The organism is Mesorhizobium sp. NZP2077 (assembly GCF_013170805.1).
Classification (GTDB): Bacteria; Pseudomonadota; Alphaproteobacteria; order Rhizobiales; family Rhizobiaceae; genus Mesorhizobium.
In genome coordinates this window covers 17,803-37,870 of record NZ_CP051293.1, presented here as the reverse complement: position 1 = coordinate 37,870, position 20,068 = coordinate 17,803, and the positions used below count along the sequence as shown (strand labels likewise).

The window sequence follows — 20,068 nt, the reverse complement described above, 5'->3', positions numbered from 1 at the left end:
TCTTGAAGACGCCTCTCATCGATCGCCGGGATTTCCTCAGAGCCGCAGGCATCGGCTTTGCCGCCACAATCGCGCCTTCTGCCTGGGCAAAGACGCTTGCGGCGGATGCCGTCTTCGCCACCGCCTTCGTCAAGCGCGACGGCAGTTTTGGCGCTGCCGTTCTGTCCGAGGCCGGCAAGCTGCTGCATGCGATCGACCTGCCCGATCGCGGCCATGATGTCACTTTCGATCCCATCTCGAAGCGTTCGGTGGTCTTCGCCCGCCAGCCCGGAACCTTCGCCGTCGTGTTTGATCACACCTGGCGCGACGCCCCGCTGACCATCGCCAGCGTCACCGGCCGGCATTTCTTTGGCCACGGTGTGTTCTCACCCGACGGCGCGCTGCTCTATGCGACCGAGAACGATTTCGACAACGCCGCCGGCGTCGTCGGCGTCTATGATGCGCGGGCTAAATTCAGCCGCATCGGCGAATTCCCGACCTACGGCATGGGGCCGCACGAGCTCCTGCTCATGGGCGACGGCAGGACGATCGCGGTTGCAAATGGCGGCATCGAGACCCATCCGGACTACGGCCGCGCCGAGCTCAACATCGCGACCATGAAACCGTCCTATGTGCTCATCGATCGCGTCTCTGGCGACTTGATCGAAAAGCATGAATTGCCGGCTTCCCTGCACCAGCTGTCGATCCGCCATATGGACACCGACCCGTCGGGCACCGTCTGGTTCGGCTGCCAGTATCGGGGGCCGGGCACCGATCGTCCGCTGCTGGTCGGCCGCGCCGCGCGCGGCAAGGAGTTGCAGCTTCTCGACATGCCGCAGGACGTATTGTCCAGCTTTCGCAACTATATCGGTTCGGTCGCTGCCAATCCGACGGCCGGCACCGTCGCCGTCTCGTCGCCGGAAGGCAATTCGCTTGTGGTGATCGACGCGGCCAGTGGCCGGGTCGTCTCGTCCAGCGCGCTGGTCGAGGTCTGCGGCCTGGCACCAGACGGATCGGGCTTCATGGCCACCACGGGCGCCGGCGAGATCATCGAGGGCAGCGGCGCGACACGGGTAGAACCGGACTATGTCTGGGACAACCACATGCTGCGCATCGAACAGGTCTGATAGCGCGCTGGGAAGCGAAGCCGCTTAACAAATTATGCTTGCGGTGGCGCGCCTTGGCGGGCACAGGGAGGTGTTTCTCGGAACCGGTCGCCTTCATGAAAGTGCTTGCCATCGACTGTGCCGCCAGCCTCTGCGCCGCCTGCGTCTACGACGCGGCGGCTGGGCTGGAGCTTGGCCGCTCGGTGCTCGATCTCGGCAAGGGCCATGCCGAGCATCTGATGGCCGTCATCGCCGAGGCGCTGAAGGCGGGCGAAACCGACTATGCCGGCCTTGGCGCCATTGCCGTCTCTGTCGGTCCCGGTTCCTTCACCGGCCTGCGCGTCGGCGTGTCGACCGCGCGTGGTCTGGCGCTGGCGTTGAAAATTCCGGCGATCGGCGTGACAACGCTCGAAGCACTCGCGGCGGAAGCGGCAGCGGCTTTTTCCGGCCGTGCAGTCCTGGCGGCGCTCGATGCCGGGCGTGAGGAGATCCATGCCGCGCTTTACGACAAAGCGTTAGTTTTGACTTACGGACCAGCGGTGACGACATTGCCGGAAGCCACTGCCTTGGCGATGGAGAACTCTGTGGTGCTGGCCGGCACGGCGGCAGTGCAGATCGCGGCCTTGACCGGGCGTGGTTTCGATATCGGGCCTCAGACGGCGACCGCCGACATTTTCACATATGCACGTCTGGCCGCCGCCAAGGGCGAGGGCGAAAGGCCGAAACCACTGTATTTGCGCGGCGCGGATGCCAAGCCGCAAGCCGGATTTATTCTTTCAAGGCAAGAGAAATAATGCGCATACCTTTTCTCCAATCGCGGCGCCGGGATTATGCGCTCGAGCCGCTCAGGATCACCGACAGCCCTGCGGTCTCGGTGCTGCATCGCGAGGACTTTGTCCGCCCGTGGACCGATGGCGAATTCGCCGCCCTGCTCGAGCAGGACACCGTGTTCGGTTACGCCGCGCGTGAAACCGGGCAGGGCGCCAAGCCGCCGGTCGGCTTCGTGCTGGCCCGGCTGGCCGCCGGCGAGGGCGAAATCCTGACCGTCGCGGTGGCGCGATCCCATCGCCGCCAGGGACTGGGTTGGCAGTTGATGGATGCGGTGCTGCGCGAACTGCATGTGCAGCGCGCCGAAGCGCTGTTCCTCGAGGTCGACGAGACCAATGTCGCCGCGATCGCCCTCTACCGTCGACTGGGCTTCCGCGAAGTCGGCAAGCGTCCGGATTACTACAAGTCGCCCGACCGCGGTCCGACCGGCGCGCTTGTCATGCGCCGCGATCTTCGCTAGCCAGACGCCGCATGACCCCGAAAATCGGTCCGATTTTCGGAAAGGATCATGCGCCAAAATTAAAGCGTTACAGCGTCCTTTGCGCGTCCAAGAGGACGCGCGGCGCTGTAATGATAAGGCCAGGACAGTATGATCGGAAAAATCAGGATCTTCCTGGCCCTGGGCCTTGTCGTCGCCGGTTCGCTGGTCCTGGTGCCATTGCAGATACTGTCGATGAAGACCAGCTGGTGGCCGGAAACGGTCATTCTCAAGATCTGGCACAGGCTGATCCTCAGGGCGCTCGGCATGCGCGTCCATGTCAACGGGGCACTGTCCGACAAACGGCCCTTGCTGGTTGCCGCAAACCACATCTCCTGGACCGACATCATGGTGCTGGGCTCTTTTGCCGATGTGAAATTCATCGCCAGGGCCGATATGGAAGGCTGGCCGCTGATCGGCATGCTGTCGAAACTGCAGCGTACCGTCTTCATCGAGCGCGAACGCAAACGTTCCTCGGGCGACCAGGCGAGCGAGATCGCCAGCCGCATGGCCAAGGGCGATGCCATGGTGCTGTTTGCCGAGGGCTCGACCGGTGACGGCAACGCCGTCCTGCCGTTCAAAAGCACGCTGTTCGGCGCCGCCTCGATGGCGATTTCGGAGGGTGCGGCCGAGCAGGTGTTCATCCAGCCGGTGGCGATCGCCTATACGCGCCTGCACGGCGTGCCGCTCGGCCGCCGCCATCGGCCGATCTCGGCCTGGATCGGCGACGAGGATTTGATGCCGCATCTCAAGGTGCTAATGGCGGAAGGCGCGCTCGACGTCGAGGTGCATTTTGGAGAGCCGATCGCCTTTGCCAAGGGCTCGAACCGCAAGGAAACGGCCAGGCTGATGGAAAGCCAGGTGCGCGAGATGATGCGGGCGGCACTCGCCGATCCGCGTCCGAGCCGCTAGCCCCGGCACAGGCCTGCAGGCGCATACCGAGAATCGTCTGTTTTTTGTCACGGAAAGGCGTTAGAAGCCGCCGGATGGACTTGAACACGATTGAAAGCGACGACATCGCCACCGTGGCCGGCAAGCCGGGTGCGCGCGCCGCGGCAGCGAAAAAGGTCTTCATCAAGACCTATGGCTGCCAGATGAACGTCTATGATTCACAGCGCATGGGCGATGCGCTGGCCGCCGACGGCTATACCGCGACCGACGCCATCGACGAGGCCGATCTGGTGCTGCTCAACACCTGCCACATCAGGGAGAAGGCGGCGGAAAAGGTCTATTCCGAGCTCGGCCGCATCCGCGACATGAAGGCGGAGCGCGCTATTGCTGGTCGCGAACTGCTGATCGGCGTCGCCGGCTGCGTGGCGCAGGCCGAGGGTGCGGAGATCATCCGGCGTTCACCGGCCGTCGATCTGGTCATCGGGCCGCAGACCTATCACCGTCTGCCCGACGTGCTGGCGAGAGTCCGCAACGGCGAAAAGATCGTCGAGACCGACTACGCCATAGAAGACAAGTTCGAGCATCTGCCACAGCCGAAGCGCGCCGAGGTCATCAAGCGCGGCGTCACCGCCTTCCTCACCGTGCAGGAAGGCTGCGACAAGTTCTGCACCTTCTGCGTCGTGCCCTATACCAGGGGGTCGGAAGTATCGCGGCCGGTGGCGCAGATCGTCGCCGAGGCCGAACGCCTGGCCGATGCCGGCGTGCGCGAGGTGACGCTGCTTGGCCAGAACGTCAATGCCTGGCATGGCCAGGGCGAGAATGGCGAGGAATGGGGCCTTGGCCGCCTGTTGTTCAGGCTGGCCGAAATCCCCGGACTGGCGCGTCTGCGCTACACCACCAGCCACCCGCGCGACATGGACGACGAACTGATCGCTGCCCACCGCGACCTGCCGTCGCTGATGCCTTATCTGCATCTGCCGGTGCAATCGGGGTCCGACCGCATCCTCAAAGCGATGAATCGACGGCATACGGCCAGCGATTATCTGGCGCTGCTCGACCGCATCCGCACTGCCCGGCCGGATATCGCGCTGTCCGGCGATTTCATCGTCGGCTTCCCCGGCGAGACGGAGGCCGATTTCGAAGCGACCATGGAGCTGGTGCGCCAGGTGAACTACGCCTCGGCCTTTTCGTTCAAATATTCGCCGCGCCCCGGCACGCCGGGCGCCGAGATGGCCGACCACGTGCCGGAAACGGTCAAGGACGAGCGCCTGCAGCGCCTGCAGGCGCTGCTGTTGAAACAGCAGCAGGATTTCGGCTTGAGCCTTGTCGGCAGCACCATCGACACGCTGATCGAGAAGCCTGGTCGGCAGGCCGGACAGAAGGTCGGCCGCTCACCTTGGCTGCAGCCGGTTATTGTTGATGAAAAGGCCGGCGAAATCGGTGACATTATCCAGGTGCGAATCACGAAGACGGGCTACAACAGCCTGTTCGCCGAATTGGCCTGATGGTCTCGGCAGATGAGGAGAGACGGTTGAGCGCAGCAGAGCTGAAGAACCTGCCCCCGGTACCGGCATCTGGGGCTTCTGACATGGCGCACATCGTTCTGACTTTCGACAACAACAAGCTTGCCAGCGCCCTTTACGGTCAGTTCGACGAGAACCTCGCCCGGCTCGAGCAGAAGCTCGGGGTCGATATCCGCTCGCGCGGCAACCAGCTGACCATCAAGGGGTCCGCTTCTGCCGCCGAACAGGCGCGCCGCGCCTTGGACAATCTCTACGGGATTCTGCAGAAGGGCGTCGATATCGGCCAGTCCGACGTCGATGGCGCCGTGCGCATGGCGGTCGCCGCCGACGATCAGCTGACGCTGCCGACGCTGGAACGCAAGGGCAAGGTCTCCGCTGCCCAGATAGCCACCCGCAAGAAGACCATCTATGCCCGTTCGCTCAACCAGGACGCCTATATGCGGGCGCTGGAACGGTCGGAACTGGTGTTCGGTATCGGTCCGGCCGGTACCGGCAAGACCTATCTGGCGGTGGCGCATGCAGCGATGCTGCTTGAACGCGGTATGGTCGAACGCATCATCCTGTCGCGGCCGGCTGTCGAGGCCGGTGAACGGCTGGGCTTCCTTCCTGGCGACATGAAGGAAAAGGTCGATCCGTATCTGCGGCCGCTCTATGACGCGCTCTACGACATGATGCCGGCCGACAAGGTCGAGCGCGCCATTGCCGCCGAAGTCATCGAAATCGCGCCGCTCGCCTTCATGCGTGGCCGCACGCTGGCGCATGCCGCCGTCATCCTCGACGAGGCGCAGAACACCACGCCGATGCAAATGAAGATGTTTCTCACCCGTCTCGGCGAGAACTCGCGCATGATCGTCACCGGCGATCCGACTCAGATCGACCTTCCTCCGAGCACCAAATCAGGCCTGGTCGAAGCCTTACGTGTCCTCGACGGCGTGGCCGGCGCGGTCACCGTGCGCTTCAACGATATCGACGTCGTTCGCCATCCGCTGGTGGCGGAAATCGTCAGGGCCTATGACCGCGACGCCAAACTGGCCCGCGGCCTAGGCGCCGAGAATTGATCTTGACGATGCGGCTTCATGCCTGAGGACAAAATATCCGGCGACGGGAATCTTCCCGTCGACATCGATATATCGGTCGAAGCGGGCGACTGGCCCGATGAGGCCAGCCTGACGCGGCTGGTCGACCGCGCCGTTGACGCTGCTTTCGCCGAGACCGGTGTCACCGGCCGTTCCGAACTCAGCATCGTTTTTTCCGACGACGCCCATATCCGGACCCTTAATGCCGACTGGCGCGGCAAGGACAAACCCACCAACGTCTTGTCTTTTCCGGCTTTTCCGTTTGCACGAGGCGGCCCACTGCCGCCGATGCTGGGCGATATCGTGCTCGCGGCCGAGACGGTTTCACGCGAAGCCGCACTGGAAGACAAGCCGGTGCAGAACCATATCACCCATCTCGTCATCCACGGTCTGCTGCATTTGCTGGGCCATGATCACGAGACCGACGCCGAGGCCGAGGAGATGGAAGCCATCGAACGCGCAGCCCTTGCAAGGCTTGCCATTCCCGATCCCTACGCGTAACTACATCTGACAATTGACCGGACGACGATGAACGACAAACCAGAAACTGCCGCCCGCCCCGACGCCGGCAGTACGCCCAAGGCTTCCGATACGTCGGAAGAGGGATCAAGTCCGAGTACCGTTACCCCTGCTGTTGCCAACACCGGCAACGCTGCCAGCGAGCATTCGCCCGCCGGACCCTCCTTGTTCGAACGCGTTTTGGGCCTGTTCAGGCAACGCAACGGCACCAGCCTGCGTGAAGAAATCGCCGGCGCGCTGGCCGAGACGGCGAGCGACGCCGAATCCTTCTCGCCTGGCGAGCGCGCCATGCTCAACAACATCCTGCGGCTGCGCGAAGTGCGCGTCGAGGACGTCATGGTGCCGCGCGCCGACATCGAGGCGGTCGAGATCACCACGACGCTCGGCGACCTCCTGGGCACCTTCGAGCAATCCGGCCATTCCCGCATGCCGGTCTATTCCGAGACGCTCGACGATCCGCGCGGCATGGTCCATATCCGCGACGTGCTGGCCCACATCACCAAGCTTGCGCGCGTCAAGAAGGGCCGCACGACCAGAAAGACCCCCGTCGCCACGCAACTGGATCTCGCCCAGGTCGACCTAGCCCGCACCATCGGCGAGCTCAATCTGATCCGCCAGGTTCTGTTCGTGCCGCCATCGATGCTTGCTTCCGACCTGATGGGCCGCATGCAGACGACGCGCACGCAGATGGCGCTGGTCATCGATGAATATGGCGGTACGGATGGGCTTGTCTCGCTCGAGGACATTGTCGAGATGGTCGTCGGCGACATCGAGGACGAGCATGACGATGACGAGCCGATGATCACCCAGGCCGGTGACGGCGTCTTCATCGTCGACGGCAAGGCCGAGATCGACGAGGTCGCCAAGATGATCGGCGAGGATTTCGCCGCCGGCGAACATGGCGAATATGTCGACACCATTGGCGGCATGATCTTCAACACGCTTGGCCGTGTGCCGGCACGCGGTGAGGTGGTGCAGGCTATTCCGGGCTTCGAGTTCCACGTGCTCGATGCCGATCCGCGCCGCGTCAAGCGCGTGCGCATCGTCCAGAGCCAGAAAAGCGAGCGCCGCCGGCGCGCCACGGTCCGCACCGAACAGGCGTGAGTTTTCCGCTGGCCCGATGACGATCGACGACCCTTTCAAGCACGCGAGTCTGGGGTCTGGGGTCTTCTACAGGGATCCCCGTGCGGCGCTGGCGTGGCTGGAAGCTGCTTTCGGCTTCGAGCGCAGCATGGTGGTCAGCGATGCCGACGGAAAGCTGGTCCATGCCGAGATGCGGTTTGGCGATTGCTATCTCATCGTCGATTCCGAATGGAGTGAGTATGTCGCCAGCCCGGCTTCGGTCTCGGGCAAGAACACGCAGTCTGTGTATGTCAGGCTCAAGGACGCCCTGGATGCGCATTGCGAACAGTCGCGAGCGGCGGGCGCTGACATAATCCAGGAGCCGGCGGACCAGTTCTACGGCGAACGCCAGTACCGGGCCCGCGATCCCGAACGCCATGTCTGGACATTCACCCAGCCCATCCGTTCCGTCCCCCGCGAAGAGGCAGAACGCTTGAGTGGCCTGCGCATCGAGGGCTGGCATAGGTAGAGCGGCGGTGGGGACGTGGCGGCTGACAGGTCGGCGTTTGGAGCGCAGGCCGGGGGCTGATAAATCTTGCGTCCTGATTCGCGCGACTCGGAAGTATGCATGGAGCGCCTTGCCGGCCGGATAATTCTGCTTTGGGGTTGGCGGCGCGCGCTCGTGGCGTTTCTTGCTGGCGCCCTGGCGGTGCTTGGCCAGGCGCCCTACGATTTCTTCGCCGCCTGTTTCATCTCGTTTCCGCTGCTGGTCTGGCTGCTCGACGGCGCCACAGGCGAGGCCTCCGGCAGCCTGTTCCGGCGCCTGCGGCCGGCCTTCGCCGTCGGCTGGTGGTTCGGTTTCGGCTATTTTCTCGCTGGTCTCTGGTGGATCGGCTCGGCGCTGCTGGTCGAGGCCGACGACTTTGCCTGGGCGCTGCCCTTCGCCGTGATCGGCATTCCCTTCGCGCTCGCCTTCTTCTACGGCTTCGCAACCATGGTCGCCCGGCTGCTGTGGAGCAGCGATATCGGCCGCATCGCCGCCCTTGCCTTCGGCTTCGGGCTGACCGAGTGGCTGCGCGGTTTCCTGTTCACCGGCTTTCCCTGGAATGCCATCGGCTACGCGGCGATGCCGGTGCCTCTTCTCATGCAGAGCGTGTCGGTGGCCGGCATGATCGGCATGAACGTGCTTGCCGTGTTCCTTTTTTCATTGCCGGCGCTGCTGGCGGCACGCCGGCACCTTCGCCTGGGCGCCGCACTTTTCGTCGCGCTTGCATCAGCCCATGTCGGGTTCGGCTATGTCAGGCTCACCGCCCCTGAAAGGCCTGCGGAGCGCAGCCTGGACGTCCGCATCGTCCAGCCTGCCGTCGACCTCAGTGAAAAATGGGACGCCTCGGTGCGCGACCGCATCTTCGCCACTTTGCTCGGCCTGTCCGCCAAGGCGCCGGACCCCGGTCACGGCAAGCCACAACTAATTGTCTGGCCGGAAACCTCGGTGCCGTTCCTATTCACCGAGCGCCCGGACGCGTTGACGGCGCTGGGCGACATGCTGGCCGACGGCCAGATGCTGATCGCCGGCGTTGTTCGCGAGGAAGGCGGCTCGGCTGCCGCCGACAGCCGCTATTACAACTCCGTGGTGGCGATCAACGACAAGGGCGAAATCGCTGACGCCGTCGATAAGGTCCATCTGGTGCCGTTCGGCGAGTACCTGCCTTTCGCTGACCTGTTCAACCGTTTCGGCATCGCACAGCTTGTCGCCGGTCCGGTGACGTTCGCAGCCGGCAACGAGCGCCATGCCCTCACGCTGCCGCGCGGCATCCGCGCCCTGCCATTTATCTGTTATGAGGTGATCTTTCCCGATCTTGTGGCAGTTGACGCTACGTCAGCGCAGCTTATTGTGAACGTTACCAATGATGCCTGGTTCGGGGACACGCCGGGACCGTATCAGCATTTCAGGCAGGCCCAGATTCGTGCGGTGGAGAACGGATTGCCCTTGCTGCGTGCTGCCAACAACGGCATCTCGGCCGTCGTCGATCCACACGGACGCATCGTGGATGCGTTGGCGATTAACGCGCGCGGAGCCATCGATGTGAAGGTGCCGATTGCCGGACAGACGGTCGTTTCCTCGGGCCAGCGGCGCATTAACGGAATGCTGATCATGTTGCTGTTTGCGCTCGTGGGGGCGCTGTTGAACGTAAGGCAAAGGCTACGGGTGAATTGACAGTCGACACATTAGAAACTCATACTGTATCGCCTGAAAATTTCTCGAAGCCGGTGGATCGTACTGTTGGGGCAGTCGCCTCCGGCCTTTTTTGGGTGGGCAAAAAATCACAAAGCCGAAAAAATTCGGCGAGGAAAAAATGACAGAAGAAAACAAGAAGAAACCGAATCCCATCGACATCCACGTTGGAAGTCGCGTCCGGCTTCGCCGCAATATGCTCGGAATGAGCCAGGAAAAGCTGGGCGAGAATCTCGGCATCACATTTCAACAGATCCAGAAATATGAAAAGGGCACCAACCGCGTCGGCGCCAGCCGTCTGCAGGCGATAGCCTCCATACTCGGCGTGCCCGTCGCCTTCTTCTTCGAGGATGCGCCTGGCCAGGAAGCGGTGGCCGGCCGTGGCTTTTCGGAGGATGCGTCGATGGCTTTCGCCGTTGAGTTCTGCGGCAGTCCCGAAGGCCTTCAGCTCAACCGGGCCTTCGTCAAGATCGCCGACGTCAAGGTGCGTCGCAGGATCATCGACTTGGTGAAGTCGCTCGCCGCGGACGATCTCGACTGACCCTCAATGCGCCTCGAACCGGCGGCATTGGCCGCCGGTGGCACAAGATTTCGACATCGACAGTCGTGCCAGAATGGCGGCAACGCTTGACGAGCGGCGCTTTGCCCCGCTAACACGTGGCGCGCCAAAATCGGCAGCCTGCCGATCGTTTTTCAAGAGGGGACACCCGTGACGCGGCAGAACTACTTCTTTACCTCGGAATCCGTTGCCGAGGGCCATCCCGACAAAGTCTGTGACCGGATCTCCGACGAGATTGTCGATCTGGTCTACCGCGAAGCCAAGAAGACCGGCATGGACCCATGGAAAGTCCGTGTCGCCTGCGAGACCTTGGCGACCACCAACCGGGTCGTCATCGCCGGGGAAGTGCGTGTCCCCGAGACGCTGCTGAAGAAGGACAAGGCTGGCAATATCCTCAAGGATGCGGCCGGACATTCGATCATCAACCCAGCCAAGTTCAAGTCGGTCGCCCGCAAGGCGATTCGCGAGATCGGCTATGAGCAGGCGGGCTTCCACTGGAAGACGGCCAAGATCGAGGTCCTCCTGCACGGCCAGTCGCCAGACATCGGCCAGGGTGTCGACAACGCCGCCGACCGTCAGGGCGAGGAAGGTGCCGGCGACCAGGGCATTATGTTCGGCTACGCCTGCCGCGAGACGCCAGACCTGATGCCAGCGCCCATCTATTACAGCCACAAGATCCTCGAACTTCTGGCCGCCGCCCGCCACGAAAACAATGGCGAGGCCGGCAAGCTCGGACCGGACGCCAAGAGCCAGGTCACTGTCCGCTATATCGACGGCAAGGCTGCCGAGGCAACGCAGATCGTGCTGTCGACCCAGCATCTCGACGCGACCTGGGATTCGAAGAAGGTGCGCAAGGTCGTGGAACCCTACATCCGCGAGGCACTGGGCGACCTCAAGATTGCCGACGATTGCATGTGGTACATCAATCCGACCGGCAAGTTCGTCATCGGCGGCCCGGACGGCGATGCCGGACTGACCGGCCGCAAGATCATCGTCGACACCTATGGTGGCGCGGCACCGCATGGCGGCGGCGCATTCTCCGGCAAGGACACCACCAAGGTCGACCGTTCGGCGGCCTATGCGGCGCGCTATCTGGCCAAGAATGTCGTGGCGGCGAAGCTTGCCGACCGCTGCACCATCCAGCTTTCCTACGCCATCGGCGTCGCCCAGCCTCTGTCGGTCTATGTCGACCTGCACGGCACCGGCAAGGTCGACGAGGCAAAGCTCGAGGATGCGTTGCGAAAGGTGATGGACCTGTCACCGTCAGGCATCCGCCGCCATCTCGACCTCAACAAGCCGATCTACGCCAAGACGTCATCTTACGGCCATTTCGGCCGCAAGGCTGGCCGTGACGGGTCTTTCTCCTGGGAAAAGACCGATCTCGCCAAGGCGCTCAAGGATGCCGTCGCGGCCTGAGCGCCACGACGGACCTGCGACCACATGAGCCCGCAAGACAGGCCAAGCCGTGCGACCGAAGCTTTTTTCGGTCGCCGGCGCGGCAAGCCCGTTCGCCCGCAGCAGGCAGCGGCTCTGGAAAGCGGGCTTGGCGCCTACCGGCTGGATCTGACGGCCGAAGCGCCGTCGGATCTGCGCACTCTGTTTGAGACAGATGTTTCGGCCGTGCGACTCGAGATCGGCTTTGGCGGCGGCGAGCATCTTCTGCACCGGGCGATCGAGGCGCCGACGACAGGCTTCATCGGCGTCGAGCCCTTCGTCAACGGCATGGCCAAGATGATGATGGCGGTGCGGGCAAGGCCGCTGGCCAATCTCAGGGTCCACGACGACGATGCCACCCGGCTGCTCGACTGGCTGCCGCCGGCCTCGCTCGACGGCATCGACCTTCTTTATCCCGATCCCTGGCCGAAGAAGAAGCACTGGAAGCGGCGTTTCGTCAGCCCGGTCAATCTCGACCGTTTCGCGCGCGTCTTGAAATCGGGTTCAAAATTCCGCTTCGCGTCCGATATCGACACCTATGTAAACTGGACCTTGCTGCATTGCCGGGCGCATGGCGCCTTCGCATGGCAGGCCGCCGAAGCGGCGGACTGGCACCGCCCTTACGATGGCTGGCCGGGCACGCGTTACGAGGCGAAGGCCGTTCGCGAGGGCCGGCGGCCCGCCTATATGACCTTTGTCAGGACATAGGCGCCAACACGGCGCCTTCCACCGGACTTTCAGAAACGGCCGATTCTGTTGAAAATTGCCGGATCCATGCCGAGCGTGCGCAAATCGTCGGAGCGCGGCTTACGGCCGGCTTCCATGGCACGCGGCGCGGTGACCGCGCTACCGAATGTGGTGAAGAGATTGCCCAACGCGGAAAATAGTCTGCGGTTGCCCATGATCTTGTCCTTTCGCACGCCACCGTGTGCCCGTTCAATTCGTGTCGTGGCTAACAAATAAGAGCGCTATGCCGGCTCTCACAGGGGGATTGCCGCATGGCGGCCATGCGCCTGGAGCAATGCTGATGCTGTCAGGGCTTTTGCCGGCCCGCCACGGCGGGCTTGAAACACGGGCCGTGTTCGTTTATATCAGCCTCAAATTCTTGGTCGGTATGACGAAGAGTGGGTCCACCCGGTCCCGCTCTTTTTTATTACCTGCCGATAGGTTCGAAACGAACGACAGGTAGTTGATGACTGCAACGGCAAGCGAAGGTGACGACCGCATCATCCGCGAAAGCGGCATCGATGCGCGCATTGCGTTGATCGTCCAACCGGTGCTGCGCGGCATCGGCTTTCGCCTTGTGCGCGTGCATCTGTCCGGCCAGAACGGGCTGACGCTGCAGATCATGGCCGAGCGTGAGGACGGCACCATGACCGTCGAGGATTGCGAAGAGGTCAGCCGCGCGGTGTCGCCGGCGCTCGACGTCGATGATCCGATCGAAAAGGCCTATCATCTCGAGGTCTCTTCGCCCGGTATCGACCGGCCGCTGGTCCGCAAATCGGATTTCGTCACCTGGACCGGTCATCTGGTGAAGATGGAAACATCGGTCGTCGTCGCTGATCGCAAGCGCTTCAAGGGCAAGATCGCCGAGGCGAGTGAGAACGATGTGCTGATCGAGCGCGACAAGGCGGCCTATGGCGAGGAGCCGACAGTGCGCGTCCCCTATGACGCCATCGCCGAAACCCGGCTGATCCTGACCGACGACCTCATCCGCGATGCGTTGTCGAAGGACAACAGGGCGCGCAAGGAAGCCAAGAAACGTCGCGGCGAGCCGGACGACGACGTGCCCGAGGGTACGGGAGCGGACGCCACGGAAGAACACGAACAGGAAAGTTGATTGAGCTGCCGGGCGTAAAAGTCCGGCAAACAGGCTCGGGAGAAAAAACATGGTTGTAAGCGCCAATAGACTTGAACTGCTGCAGATTGCCGACGCGGTCGCGCGTGAAAAGTCGATCGACAAGTCGATCGTCATCGCCGCCATGGCCGATGCGATCCAGAAGGCGGCGCGCTCGCGTTATGGCCAGGAAACCAACATCCGCGCCGACATCAACCCGAACACCGGCGAGATGAAGCTGCAGCGGCTGATGGAAGTGGTCGAAAAGGTCGACGACTACGCCACGCAGATCGCCATTTCCTCGGCCCGCGAGCGCAATCCCGACGCCCAGCTCGGCGACTTCATCGCCGAACAGCTGCCGCCGATGGATTTCGGCCGCATCGCCGCCCAGTCGGCCAAGCAGGTCATCGTGCAGAAGGTGCGCGAGGCCGAGCGTGACCGCCAGTACGACGAATACAAGGACCGCATCGGCGAAATCGTCAACGGCACCGTCAAGCGCGTCGAATATGGCAACGTCATCGTCGATCTCGGCCGTGGCGAGGCGATCATCCGCCGCGACGAGCTGATTCCGCGTGAGAACTACAAATATGGCGACCGCGTCCGCGCCTATGTCTACGACGTGCGCCGCGAGCAGCGCGGCCCGCAGATCTTCCTGTCGCGCACCCATCCGCAGTTCATGGCCAAGCTCTTCACCATGGAAGTGCCGGAGATTTATGACGGCATCATCGAGATCAAGTCGGTCGCCCGCGACCCGGGCTCGCGCGCCAAGATCGCCGTCATCTCGCGCGACAGTTCGATCGATCCGGTTGGCGCCTGCGTCGGCATGCGCGGCAGCCGCGTCCAGGCCGTCGTCGGCGAATTGCAGGGCGAGAAGATCGACATCATTCCGTGGTCGCCTTCGGCCGCCTCGTTCATCGTCAATGCGCTGCAGCCGGCGGAAGTCGCCAAGGTCGTGCTCGACGAGGACGCCGAGCGCATCGAAGTCGTGGTTCCCGACGATCAGCTGTCGCTGGCCATCGGCCGCCGCGGCCAGAACGTGCGTCTCGCCTCGCAGCTCACCGGCTGGGACATCGACATCCTGACCGAGGCCGAGGAATCCGAACGCCGCCAGAAGGAATTCGTCGAGCGCTCGGCGCTGTTCATGGAAGCCCTCGATGTCGACGAGATGGTCGGCCAGGTGCTGGCCTCCGAAGGCTTCACCAGCGTCGAGGAAGTCGCCTATGTCGACTCCGGCGAGATCGCTTCGATCGACGGCTTCGACGAAGACACCGCTTCGGAAATACAGACCCGCGCTCGCGAGTATCTGGAGAAGATCGAGGCCGAGCACGACGACAAGCGCAAGGCACTGGGCGTCACGGACGAATTGCGCGAGATCCCCGGCATCACCACCGCCATGATGGTGACGCTCGGCGAGGACGGCGTGAAGACCATCGAGGATTTCGCCGGCTATGCCGCCGACGACCTGACCGGCTGGAAGGAACGCAAGGACGGCGAGACCAAGGTATTCCCGGGCGTGCTCGCCAATCACGGCGTGTCGCGCGCCGATGCCGAGCAGATGGTTCTCAATGCCCGCCTCAGGGCCGGCTGGATCACCGAAGACGAGCTTGCAGCCGAAGAAGTGTCGGCTGACGAAGCCGTTGGTGCGTGAGGTGAAACCGCATCGCACAGAACCCGCCCCTGGACGAGATGAACGATCGCACCTGCATCGTTACACGCAAACAGGCCGAACCGGATGAATTGATCCGGTTCGTCGTCGGCCCGGATTCGGCCGTCGTTCCTGATCTCAAGAGAAATCTGCCCGGCCGTGGTTGCTGGGTGAGCGCCGACCGCCTACATATTGACAAGGCGGCGGCCAAGAACCTCTTTGCCCGCGCCTTCAAGGCACAGGTGGTTGTGCCGCCGGATCTTGGCGGCATGGTCGATGGGCTGCTTTCCAGATCCGCTCTGGGCATGCTTGGTCTCGCCCGCAAGGCAGGCGCAATTTCTCTTGGTGCTACCAAGGTAGAGAGTGCGGTGCGCGGCGGGCTGGCGCTTTTCGTGCTCCACGCAACCGAAGCGTCCGACGACGGCGTGCGCAAGATCAGCCAGGCGCGACGGGCGACCGTCCATCTCGGCGGCCCTTCCATCCTTGCCTACAAACTTTTCTCCGAGGCCGAGTTGAGCTTGGCATTGGGGGGCACAAATGTGATACATGCTGCCGTCCTCGCGGGAGACGCGGGTAAGGCGGTCCAGAAGCGCATGGTTGCGCTCGACCGATATCGGGGCGGTACCCCGGACGATCTGGCAATGCTTGCGGCCGTTGCTGACGAAGATGAGCCCGCAGAGGATATGGAATGAGCGATACGAAATCGGGCGACGACAATACGCTGAGTGTGACGCCGAAGAAGACCTTGACGCTGAAGCGCCCCGGCATGGAGCAGGGCACTGTGCGTCAGAACTTCTCGCACGGCCGCACCAAGCAGGTCGTCGTCGAAACCAAGAAGCGCAAATTTTCGATGCCCGGCGACAAGCCGGAGCCGGTCGCCGCTCCCGTCTTCACACCGAAGCCGGTGGTTGTGGCCGCGCCTGTCGTACAGGAAGCGCCAAAGGCGCCACCACCTCCTCCTCCGCCGCCACGAGCCCCGGTCGAACGCGGCGGTATGGTGCTGAACGAGCTGTCGCGCAGCGAGATGGAAGCCCGCCGCAGGGCGCTTGAGGGCTCGAAGGTCCGCGAGGTCGAAGACCGTCAGCGCGCCGCCGAAGATGCCAAGCGCCGCGCCGATGACGAAGAGCGCCGCAAGCGCGAACGCGAGGACTCCGCGCGCCGCCAGGCGGAGGAAGAGGCACGGCTGCAGACCGAGGCCGAATCCCGCCGCCGCGCCGAGGAAGAGGCGCGCCGCCGCGCGCCGCAAGCCGCTGAATTGGCAACCGCCGATGACGAGGAAGAGGTCAAGCCGAAGCGGGCTGTAGCCGGTGCGCCAGTGCGCCGTCTGGTCACGCCCGAAGTAGCGCGTCCGGCCAAGCCGACCAAGAGCGAGGAAGACCGCCGCCGTGGCAAGCTGACGCTGAATTCCGCGCTATCCGACGAGGATGCGCGGGCCCGTTCGCTGTCGTCGATGCGTCGTCGCCAGGAAAAATTCAAACGCGCGATGCACAATGAGCCGCGCGAGAAAGTCATGCGCGAAGTGATCCTGCCGGAGACCATCACCATCCAGGAACTGGCCCAGCGCATGTCCGAGCGTGCGGTCGATCTGGTGAAGTACTTCATGAAGCAGGGCCAGATCCTGAAGCCGGGCGACGTCATCGACGCCGACACGGCCGAGCTGGTCGCCACCGAATTCGGTCATACGGTCCGCCGCGTTGCCGAGTCCGACATCGAGGAAGGCCTGTTCAACATCGCCGACAATAGCGAGGACCTGGTGTCGCGTCCGCCGGTCGTGACCATCATGGGCCACGTTGACCATGGCAAGACCTCGCTGCTCGACGCTATCCGCAATGCCAACGTCGTCTCCGGTGAAGCCGGCGGCATCACCCAGCATATCGGTGCCTATCAGGTCGAGAAGAATGGTCACAAGATCACCTTCATCGACACGCCCGGCCACGCCGCCTTCACGGCGATGCGCGCCCGCGGCGCCCAGGCCACCGACATCGCCATCCTGGTGGTGGCGGCCGATGACAGCGTCATGCCGCAGACGATCGAATCAATCAGCCATGCCAAGGCGGCCGGCGTTCCGATCATCGTGGCGATCAACAAGATCGACAAGCATGACGCGGATCCGCAGAAAGTTCGCTCCGAACTGCTGCGCCATGAGGTTTTCGTCGAATCGATGGGTGGTGAAGTGCTGGACGTCGAAGTATCGGCGACCAAGGGCACCAATCTCGACAAGCTGCTCGAGGCGATCCTGCTGCAGGCCGAAATCCTCGACCTGAAGGCCAATCCGGACCGTACCGCCGAGGGCGTCGTCATCGAGGCGCAGCTCGACAAGGGCCGTGGCCCCGTTGCCACCGTGCTGGTGCAGACCGGCACCTTGATGCCCGGCGACATCCTTGTTGCCGGCAACGAATGGGGCCGCGTGCGCGCGCTGGTCAACGATCGCGGCGAACAGATCAAGGAAGCGCCGCCGGCAATGCCGGTCGAGGTGCTCGGCCTTCAGGGAACCCCGCAGGCCGGTGACCGCTTTGCCGTGGTCAACAACGAGGCCCGCGCCCGCGAGATCACCGAATATCGCCAGCGTCTGGCACGCGAGAAGGCGGTGGCCAAGCATGCCGGCCAGCGCGGCTCGCTCGAACAGATGATGTCGCAGCTGCAGACGAGCGGACTGAAGGAATTCCCGCTGGTCATCAAGGGCGACGTGCAGGGTTCGATCGAAGCCATCAACGCTGCGTTGGACAAGCTCGGCACCGACGAGGTGCGTGCACGTATCGTCCATGCCGGCGCCGGCGCCATCACCGAAAGCGATGTGTCCCTGGCGGAAACGTCGGGTGCGGCGATCATCGGCTTCAACGTCCGTGCCAACGTGCAGGCACGTGCCGCGGCCGCAGCCGCGGGCATCGAGATCCGCTATTACTCGATCATCTACAACCTCGTGGATGATGTGAAGGCGGCTCTGTCGGGCCTGCTGTCGCCGGAGCGTCGCGAAACCTTCATCGGCAATGCCGAGATCCTCGAGATCTTCGACATCACCAAGGTCGGCAAGATCGCCGGCTGCCGTGTCACCGAAGGCAAGGTCGAACGCGGCGCGGGCGTGCGTCTGATCCGCGACAACGTCGTCATCCACGAAGGCACGCTGAAGACGCTGAAGCGCTTCAAGGACGAGGTTTCGGAAGTCCCCGGCGGCCAGGAGTGCGGCATGGCCTTCCAGAACTACGAGGACATGCGCGTCGGCGACGTCATTGAGTGCTTCCGCGTCGAGATGGTGACCCGGACGCTCTGAGTTCGCGTGACTTGTCCATGCCAGGCGGTGGTCGAATGACCGCCGCCTGGAGTTTATTGTGAAATAGCGCATCGTGCTTTTCGAAACCGAATTCGATTTCGGCCCGGTGCGCTGACATGTGAGACATGCGGCACGGTCCTATCCCGCGCCTCACGCTTTCAGGATTGAGAAAAATGCCCCGTCCAACCACATCCAGCCCGTCCCAGCGTATGCTGCGCGTTGCCGAACAGGTGCGCCATGCGCTCTCCGAAACCTTGCAGCGCGGCGAGATCATCGATCCGCTGATCGAGAATACCGTGGTTTCGGTCTCTGAAGTGCGCATGTCGCCCGACCTCAGGGTCGCAACCGCCTTCGTCTCGCCGCTTGGTGCCAAGGATGCCGATGCGGTAATCGAGGCGCTCAACAAGCATGCGAAATTCGTCCGTGGCCGTGTCTCCGGCGCACTGCGGCAGATGAAGTTCATGCCGGAGTTCCGCTTCAAGCTCGACACCTCCTTCGACAATTTCGCCAGGATCAACGATCTCCTGAAGTCGCCCGAGGTGGCGCGTGATCTGGGTCCCGACGACCAGAACAACGACGACAAGGCCAAAGACATCAAGGACGACGAATAATGGGGCGTCGAGGCAAGAAAAAGGGCCGGCCGATCTCGGGCTGGGTGGTGCTGGACAAGCCGGTCGGCATGGGCTCGACCGAGGCCGTCTCCAAGATCAAATGGCTGTTCCAGGCGGAAAAGGCCGGCCATGCCGGTACGCTCGATCCGCTGGCGTCAGGCATGCTGCCGATCGCGCTCGGCGAAGCCACCAAGACCGTGCCTTATGTGCAGGACGGCGCCAAGATCTACCGCTTCACCGTTGCCTGGGGGCAGGAGCGCTCCACCGACGATCTTGAAGGGCCGGTGACGAAGAGTTCCGACCTGCGTCCGGCGGAAGCCGAGATCAAGGCGCTGCTGGCGAAATACACCGGCGTCATCATGCAGACGCCGCCGCAATTCTCGGCCATCAAGATCGCGGGCGAACGCGCCTATGATCTCGCCCGCGAAGGCGAGACGGTCGACATTCCCGCGCGCGAGATCGAGATCGGGCGTCTGGACATCATCGAGCATCACGCCGACGACACCGTTTTCGAGGTTGAATGCGGCAAGGGCACCTATGTGCGCTCGCTGGCCCGCGACATGGGCCGCGACCTCGGCTGCTTCGGCCATATTTCCAACCTGCGCCGGGTCGAGGTCGAGCCGTTCACGCCGGAGGATTTCGTCACCATCGCCGAACTCGAGGCGGCTCGCTTCGGCGCCCAAGGTGAGGACAAGCCTCAGTCTGCCGACGATGCCGATGCAATTGAAGTGCCGGTAGACTTCGGCGCGATCGACGCGCTTCTTGTCGATACCTCAGCGGCTCTCGACTGCCTGCCGCAGATCGCCATCAGCGATGATGCGGCGACAAAGATCCGGCTTGGCAATCCGGTCATCATTCGTGGCCGCGATGCGCCGGTCGAGGCGGAAGAAGCCTGCGCGACGGCACGCGGCAAGCTGGTTGCCATCGGCGCGATCGAACAAGGCATGTTCAAGCCCAAGCGGGTCTTTGCCGGGTGACAGCCCTCGGCTAACTTCACGTCGACTCTACGCTCGAGG

General features: G+C 63.3%; 20 protein-coding genes. 19 read left to right on the top strand and 1 reads right to left on the bottom strand.

Annotation, left to right across the window (positions count from 1 at the left end; all coding sequences use genetic code 11):
- Nucleotides 1-2 precede the first annotated feature (2 nt).
- The 13 genes from HGP13_RS00185 to HGP13_RS00125 all read left to right on the top strand — a co-directional run bounded on the left by HGP13_RS00185 (nucleotide 3) and on the right by HGP13_RS00125 (nucleotide 12,399).
- Nucleotides 3-1,106, top strand: a complete 1,104-nt coding sequence (locus tag HGP13_RS00185) for a DUF1513 domain-containing protein (RefSeq protein WP_172219870.1) — start codon at nucleotides 3-5, stop codon at nucleotides 1,104-1,106.
- Between the two features lie 95 nt (nucleotides 1,107-1,201).
- Entirely contained in the window at nucleotides 1,202-1,879 is a 678-nt protein-coding gene (gene tsaB / locus HGP13_RS00180; RefSeq protein WP_172219867.1) for a tRNA (adenosine(37)-N6)-threonylcarbamoyltransferase complex dimerization subunit type 1 TsaB, read from the top strand.
- On the top strand, nucleotides 1,879-2,373 hold the full coding sequence (rimI, locus tag HGP13_RS00175) for a ribosomal protein S18-alanine N-acetyltransferase (RefSeq protein ID WP_172219864.1): 495 nt from the start codon (nucleotides 1,879-1,881) through the stop codon (nucleotides 2,371-2,373). Before tsaB ends, rimI begins: the two co-directional genes overlap by 1 nt.
- 129 nt (nucleotides 2,374-2,502) lie before the next feature.
- Complete coding sequence (locus tag HGP13_RS00170; protein WP_172219861.1) at nucleotides 2,503-3,303, top strand: lysophospholipid acyltransferase family protein; 801 nt, start codon at nucleotides 2,503-2,505, stop codon at nucleotides 3,301-3,303.
- Between the two features lie 74 nt (nucleotides 3,304-3,377).
- A complete protein-coding gene (gene miaB / locus HGP13_RS00165; protein ID WP_172219859.1) occupies nucleotides 3,378-4,787 on the top strand; it encodes a tRNA (N6-isopentenyl adenosine(37)-C2)-methylthiotransferase MiaB in 1,410 nt (469 codons plus the stop codon).
- Between the two features lie 83 nt (nucleotides 4,788-4,870).
- A complete protein-coding gene (locus tag HGP13_RS00160) occupies nucleotides 4,871-5,863 on the top strand; it encodes a PhoH family protein (protein WP_023766987.1) in 993 nt (330 codons plus the stop codon).
- A gap of 18 nt (nucleotides 5,864-5,881) precedes the next feature.
- A complete protein-coding gene (gene ybeY / locus HGP13_RS00155; protein WP_172219853.1) occupies nucleotides 5,882-6,382 on the top strand; it encodes an rRNA maturation RNase YbeY in 501 nt (166 codons plus the stop codon).
- A 27-nt stretch (nucleotides 6,383-6,409) separates the two neighbouring features.
- Nucleotides 6,410-7,504, top strand: a complete 1,095-nt coding sequence (locus HGP13_RS00150; RefSeq protein WP_172219850.1) for a hemolysin family protein — start codon at nucleotides 6,410-6,412, stop codon at nucleotides 7,502-7,504.
- A gap of 16 nt (nucleotides 7,505-7,520) precedes the next feature.
- Nucleotides 7,521-7,991 carry a VOC family protein gene (locus tag HGP13_RS00145; RefSeq protein WP_172219847.1) on the top strand — a complete coding sequence of 157 codons (471 nt, stop codon included), beginning with the start codon at nucleotides 7,521-7,523 and terminating at the stop codon, nucleotides 7,989-7,991.
- Between the two features lie 99 nt (nucleotides 7,992-8,090).
- Nucleotides 8,091-9,680: an apolipoprotein N-acyltransferase gene (gene lnt, locus HGP13_RS00140; protein WP_172219844.1), complete on the top strand. Its 1,590-nt coding sequence runs from the start codon at nucleotides 8,091-8,093 to the stop codon at nucleotides 9,678-9,680.
- Between the two features lie 139 nt (nucleotides 9,681-9,819).
- Nucleotides 9,820-10,239, top strand: coding sequence for a helix-turn-helix transcriptional regulator (locus HGP13_RS00135; protein WP_027032979.1), 420 nt, complete (start codon nucleotides 9,820-9,822; stop codon nucleotides 10,237-10,239).
- A 168-nt stretch (nucleotides 10,240-10,407) separates the two neighbouring features.
- Complete coding sequence (metK, locus tag HGP13_RS00130; protein ID WP_172219841.1) at nucleotides 10,408-11,673, top strand: methionine adenosyltransferase; 1,266 nt, start codon at nucleotides 10,408-10,410, stop codon at nucleotides 11,671-11,673.
- A 24-nt stretch (nucleotides 11,674-11,697) separates the two neighbouring features.
- Nucleotides 11,698-12,399, top strand: coding sequence for a tRNA (guanosine(46)-N(7))-methyltransferase TrmB (locus HGP13_RS00125; RefSeq protein ID WP_172219838.1), 702 nt, complete (start codon nucleotides 11,698-11,700; stop codon nucleotides 12,397-12,399).
- 29 nt (nucleotides 12,400-12,428) lie between these two features.
- On the opposite strand, the gene HGP13_RS00120 is transcribed toward HGP13_RS00125, so the two are convergent.
- Nucleotides 12,429-12,593, bottom strand: a complete 165-nt coding sequence (locus HGP13_RS00120) for a hypothetical protein (protein ID WP_172219835.1) — start codon at nucleotides 12,591-12,593, stop codon at nucleotides 12,429-12,431.
- A gap of 290 nt (nucleotides 12,594-12,883) precedes the next feature.
- Between HGP13_RS00120 and rimP the strand changes: the two genes are divergently transcribed.
- From rimP to truB, 6 genes are all read left to right on the top strand, one after another.
- Nucleotides 12,884-13,531, top strand: a complete 648-nt coding sequence (rimP, locus tag HGP13_RS00115) for a ribosome maturation factor RimP (RefSeq protein WP_172219832.1) — start codon at nucleotides 12,884-12,886, stop codon at nucleotides 13,529-13,531.
- Nucleotides 13,532-13,580: 49 nt separating this feature from the next.
- Nucleotides 13,581-15,176 (top strand): transcription termination factor NusA, encoded by a 1,596-nt coding sequence (gene nusA / locus HGP13_RS00110; RefSeq protein WP_172219829.1) that lies wholly within the window; start codon nucleotides 13,581-13,583, stop codon nucleotides 15,174-15,176.
- Between the two features lie 38 nt (nucleotides 15,177-15,214).
- Complete coding sequence (locus HGP13_RS00105) at nucleotides 15,215-15,865, top strand: RNA-binding protein (RefSeq protein WP_027043540.1); 651 nt, start codon at nucleotides 15,215-15,217, stop codon at nucleotides 15,863-15,865.
- A complete protein-coding gene (infB, locus tag HGP13_RS00100) occupies nucleotides 15,862-18,441 on the top strand; it encodes a translation initiation factor IF-2 (protein ID WP_172219826.1) in 2,580 nt (859 codons plus the stop codon). The genes HGP13_RS00105 and infB overlap by 4 nt, the downstream gene beginning before the upstream one ends.
- Nucleotides 18,442-18,614: 173 nt before the next feature.
- Complete coding sequence (rbfA, locus tag HGP13_RS00095; protein ID WP_172219823.1) at nucleotides 18,615-19,052, top strand: 30S ribosome-binding factor RbfA; 438 nt, start codon at nucleotides 18,615-18,617, stop codon at nucleotides 19,050-19,052.
- Nucleotides 19,052-20,029, top strand: coding sequence for a tRNA pseudouridine(55) synthase TruB (truB, locus tag HGP13_RS00090; protein ID WP_172219820.1), 978 nt, complete (start codon nucleotides 19,052-19,054; stop codon nucleotides 20,027-20,029). The genes rbfA and truB overlap by 1 nt, the downstream gene beginning before the upstream one ends.
- Nucleotides 20,030-20,068 lie beyond the last annotated feature (39 nt).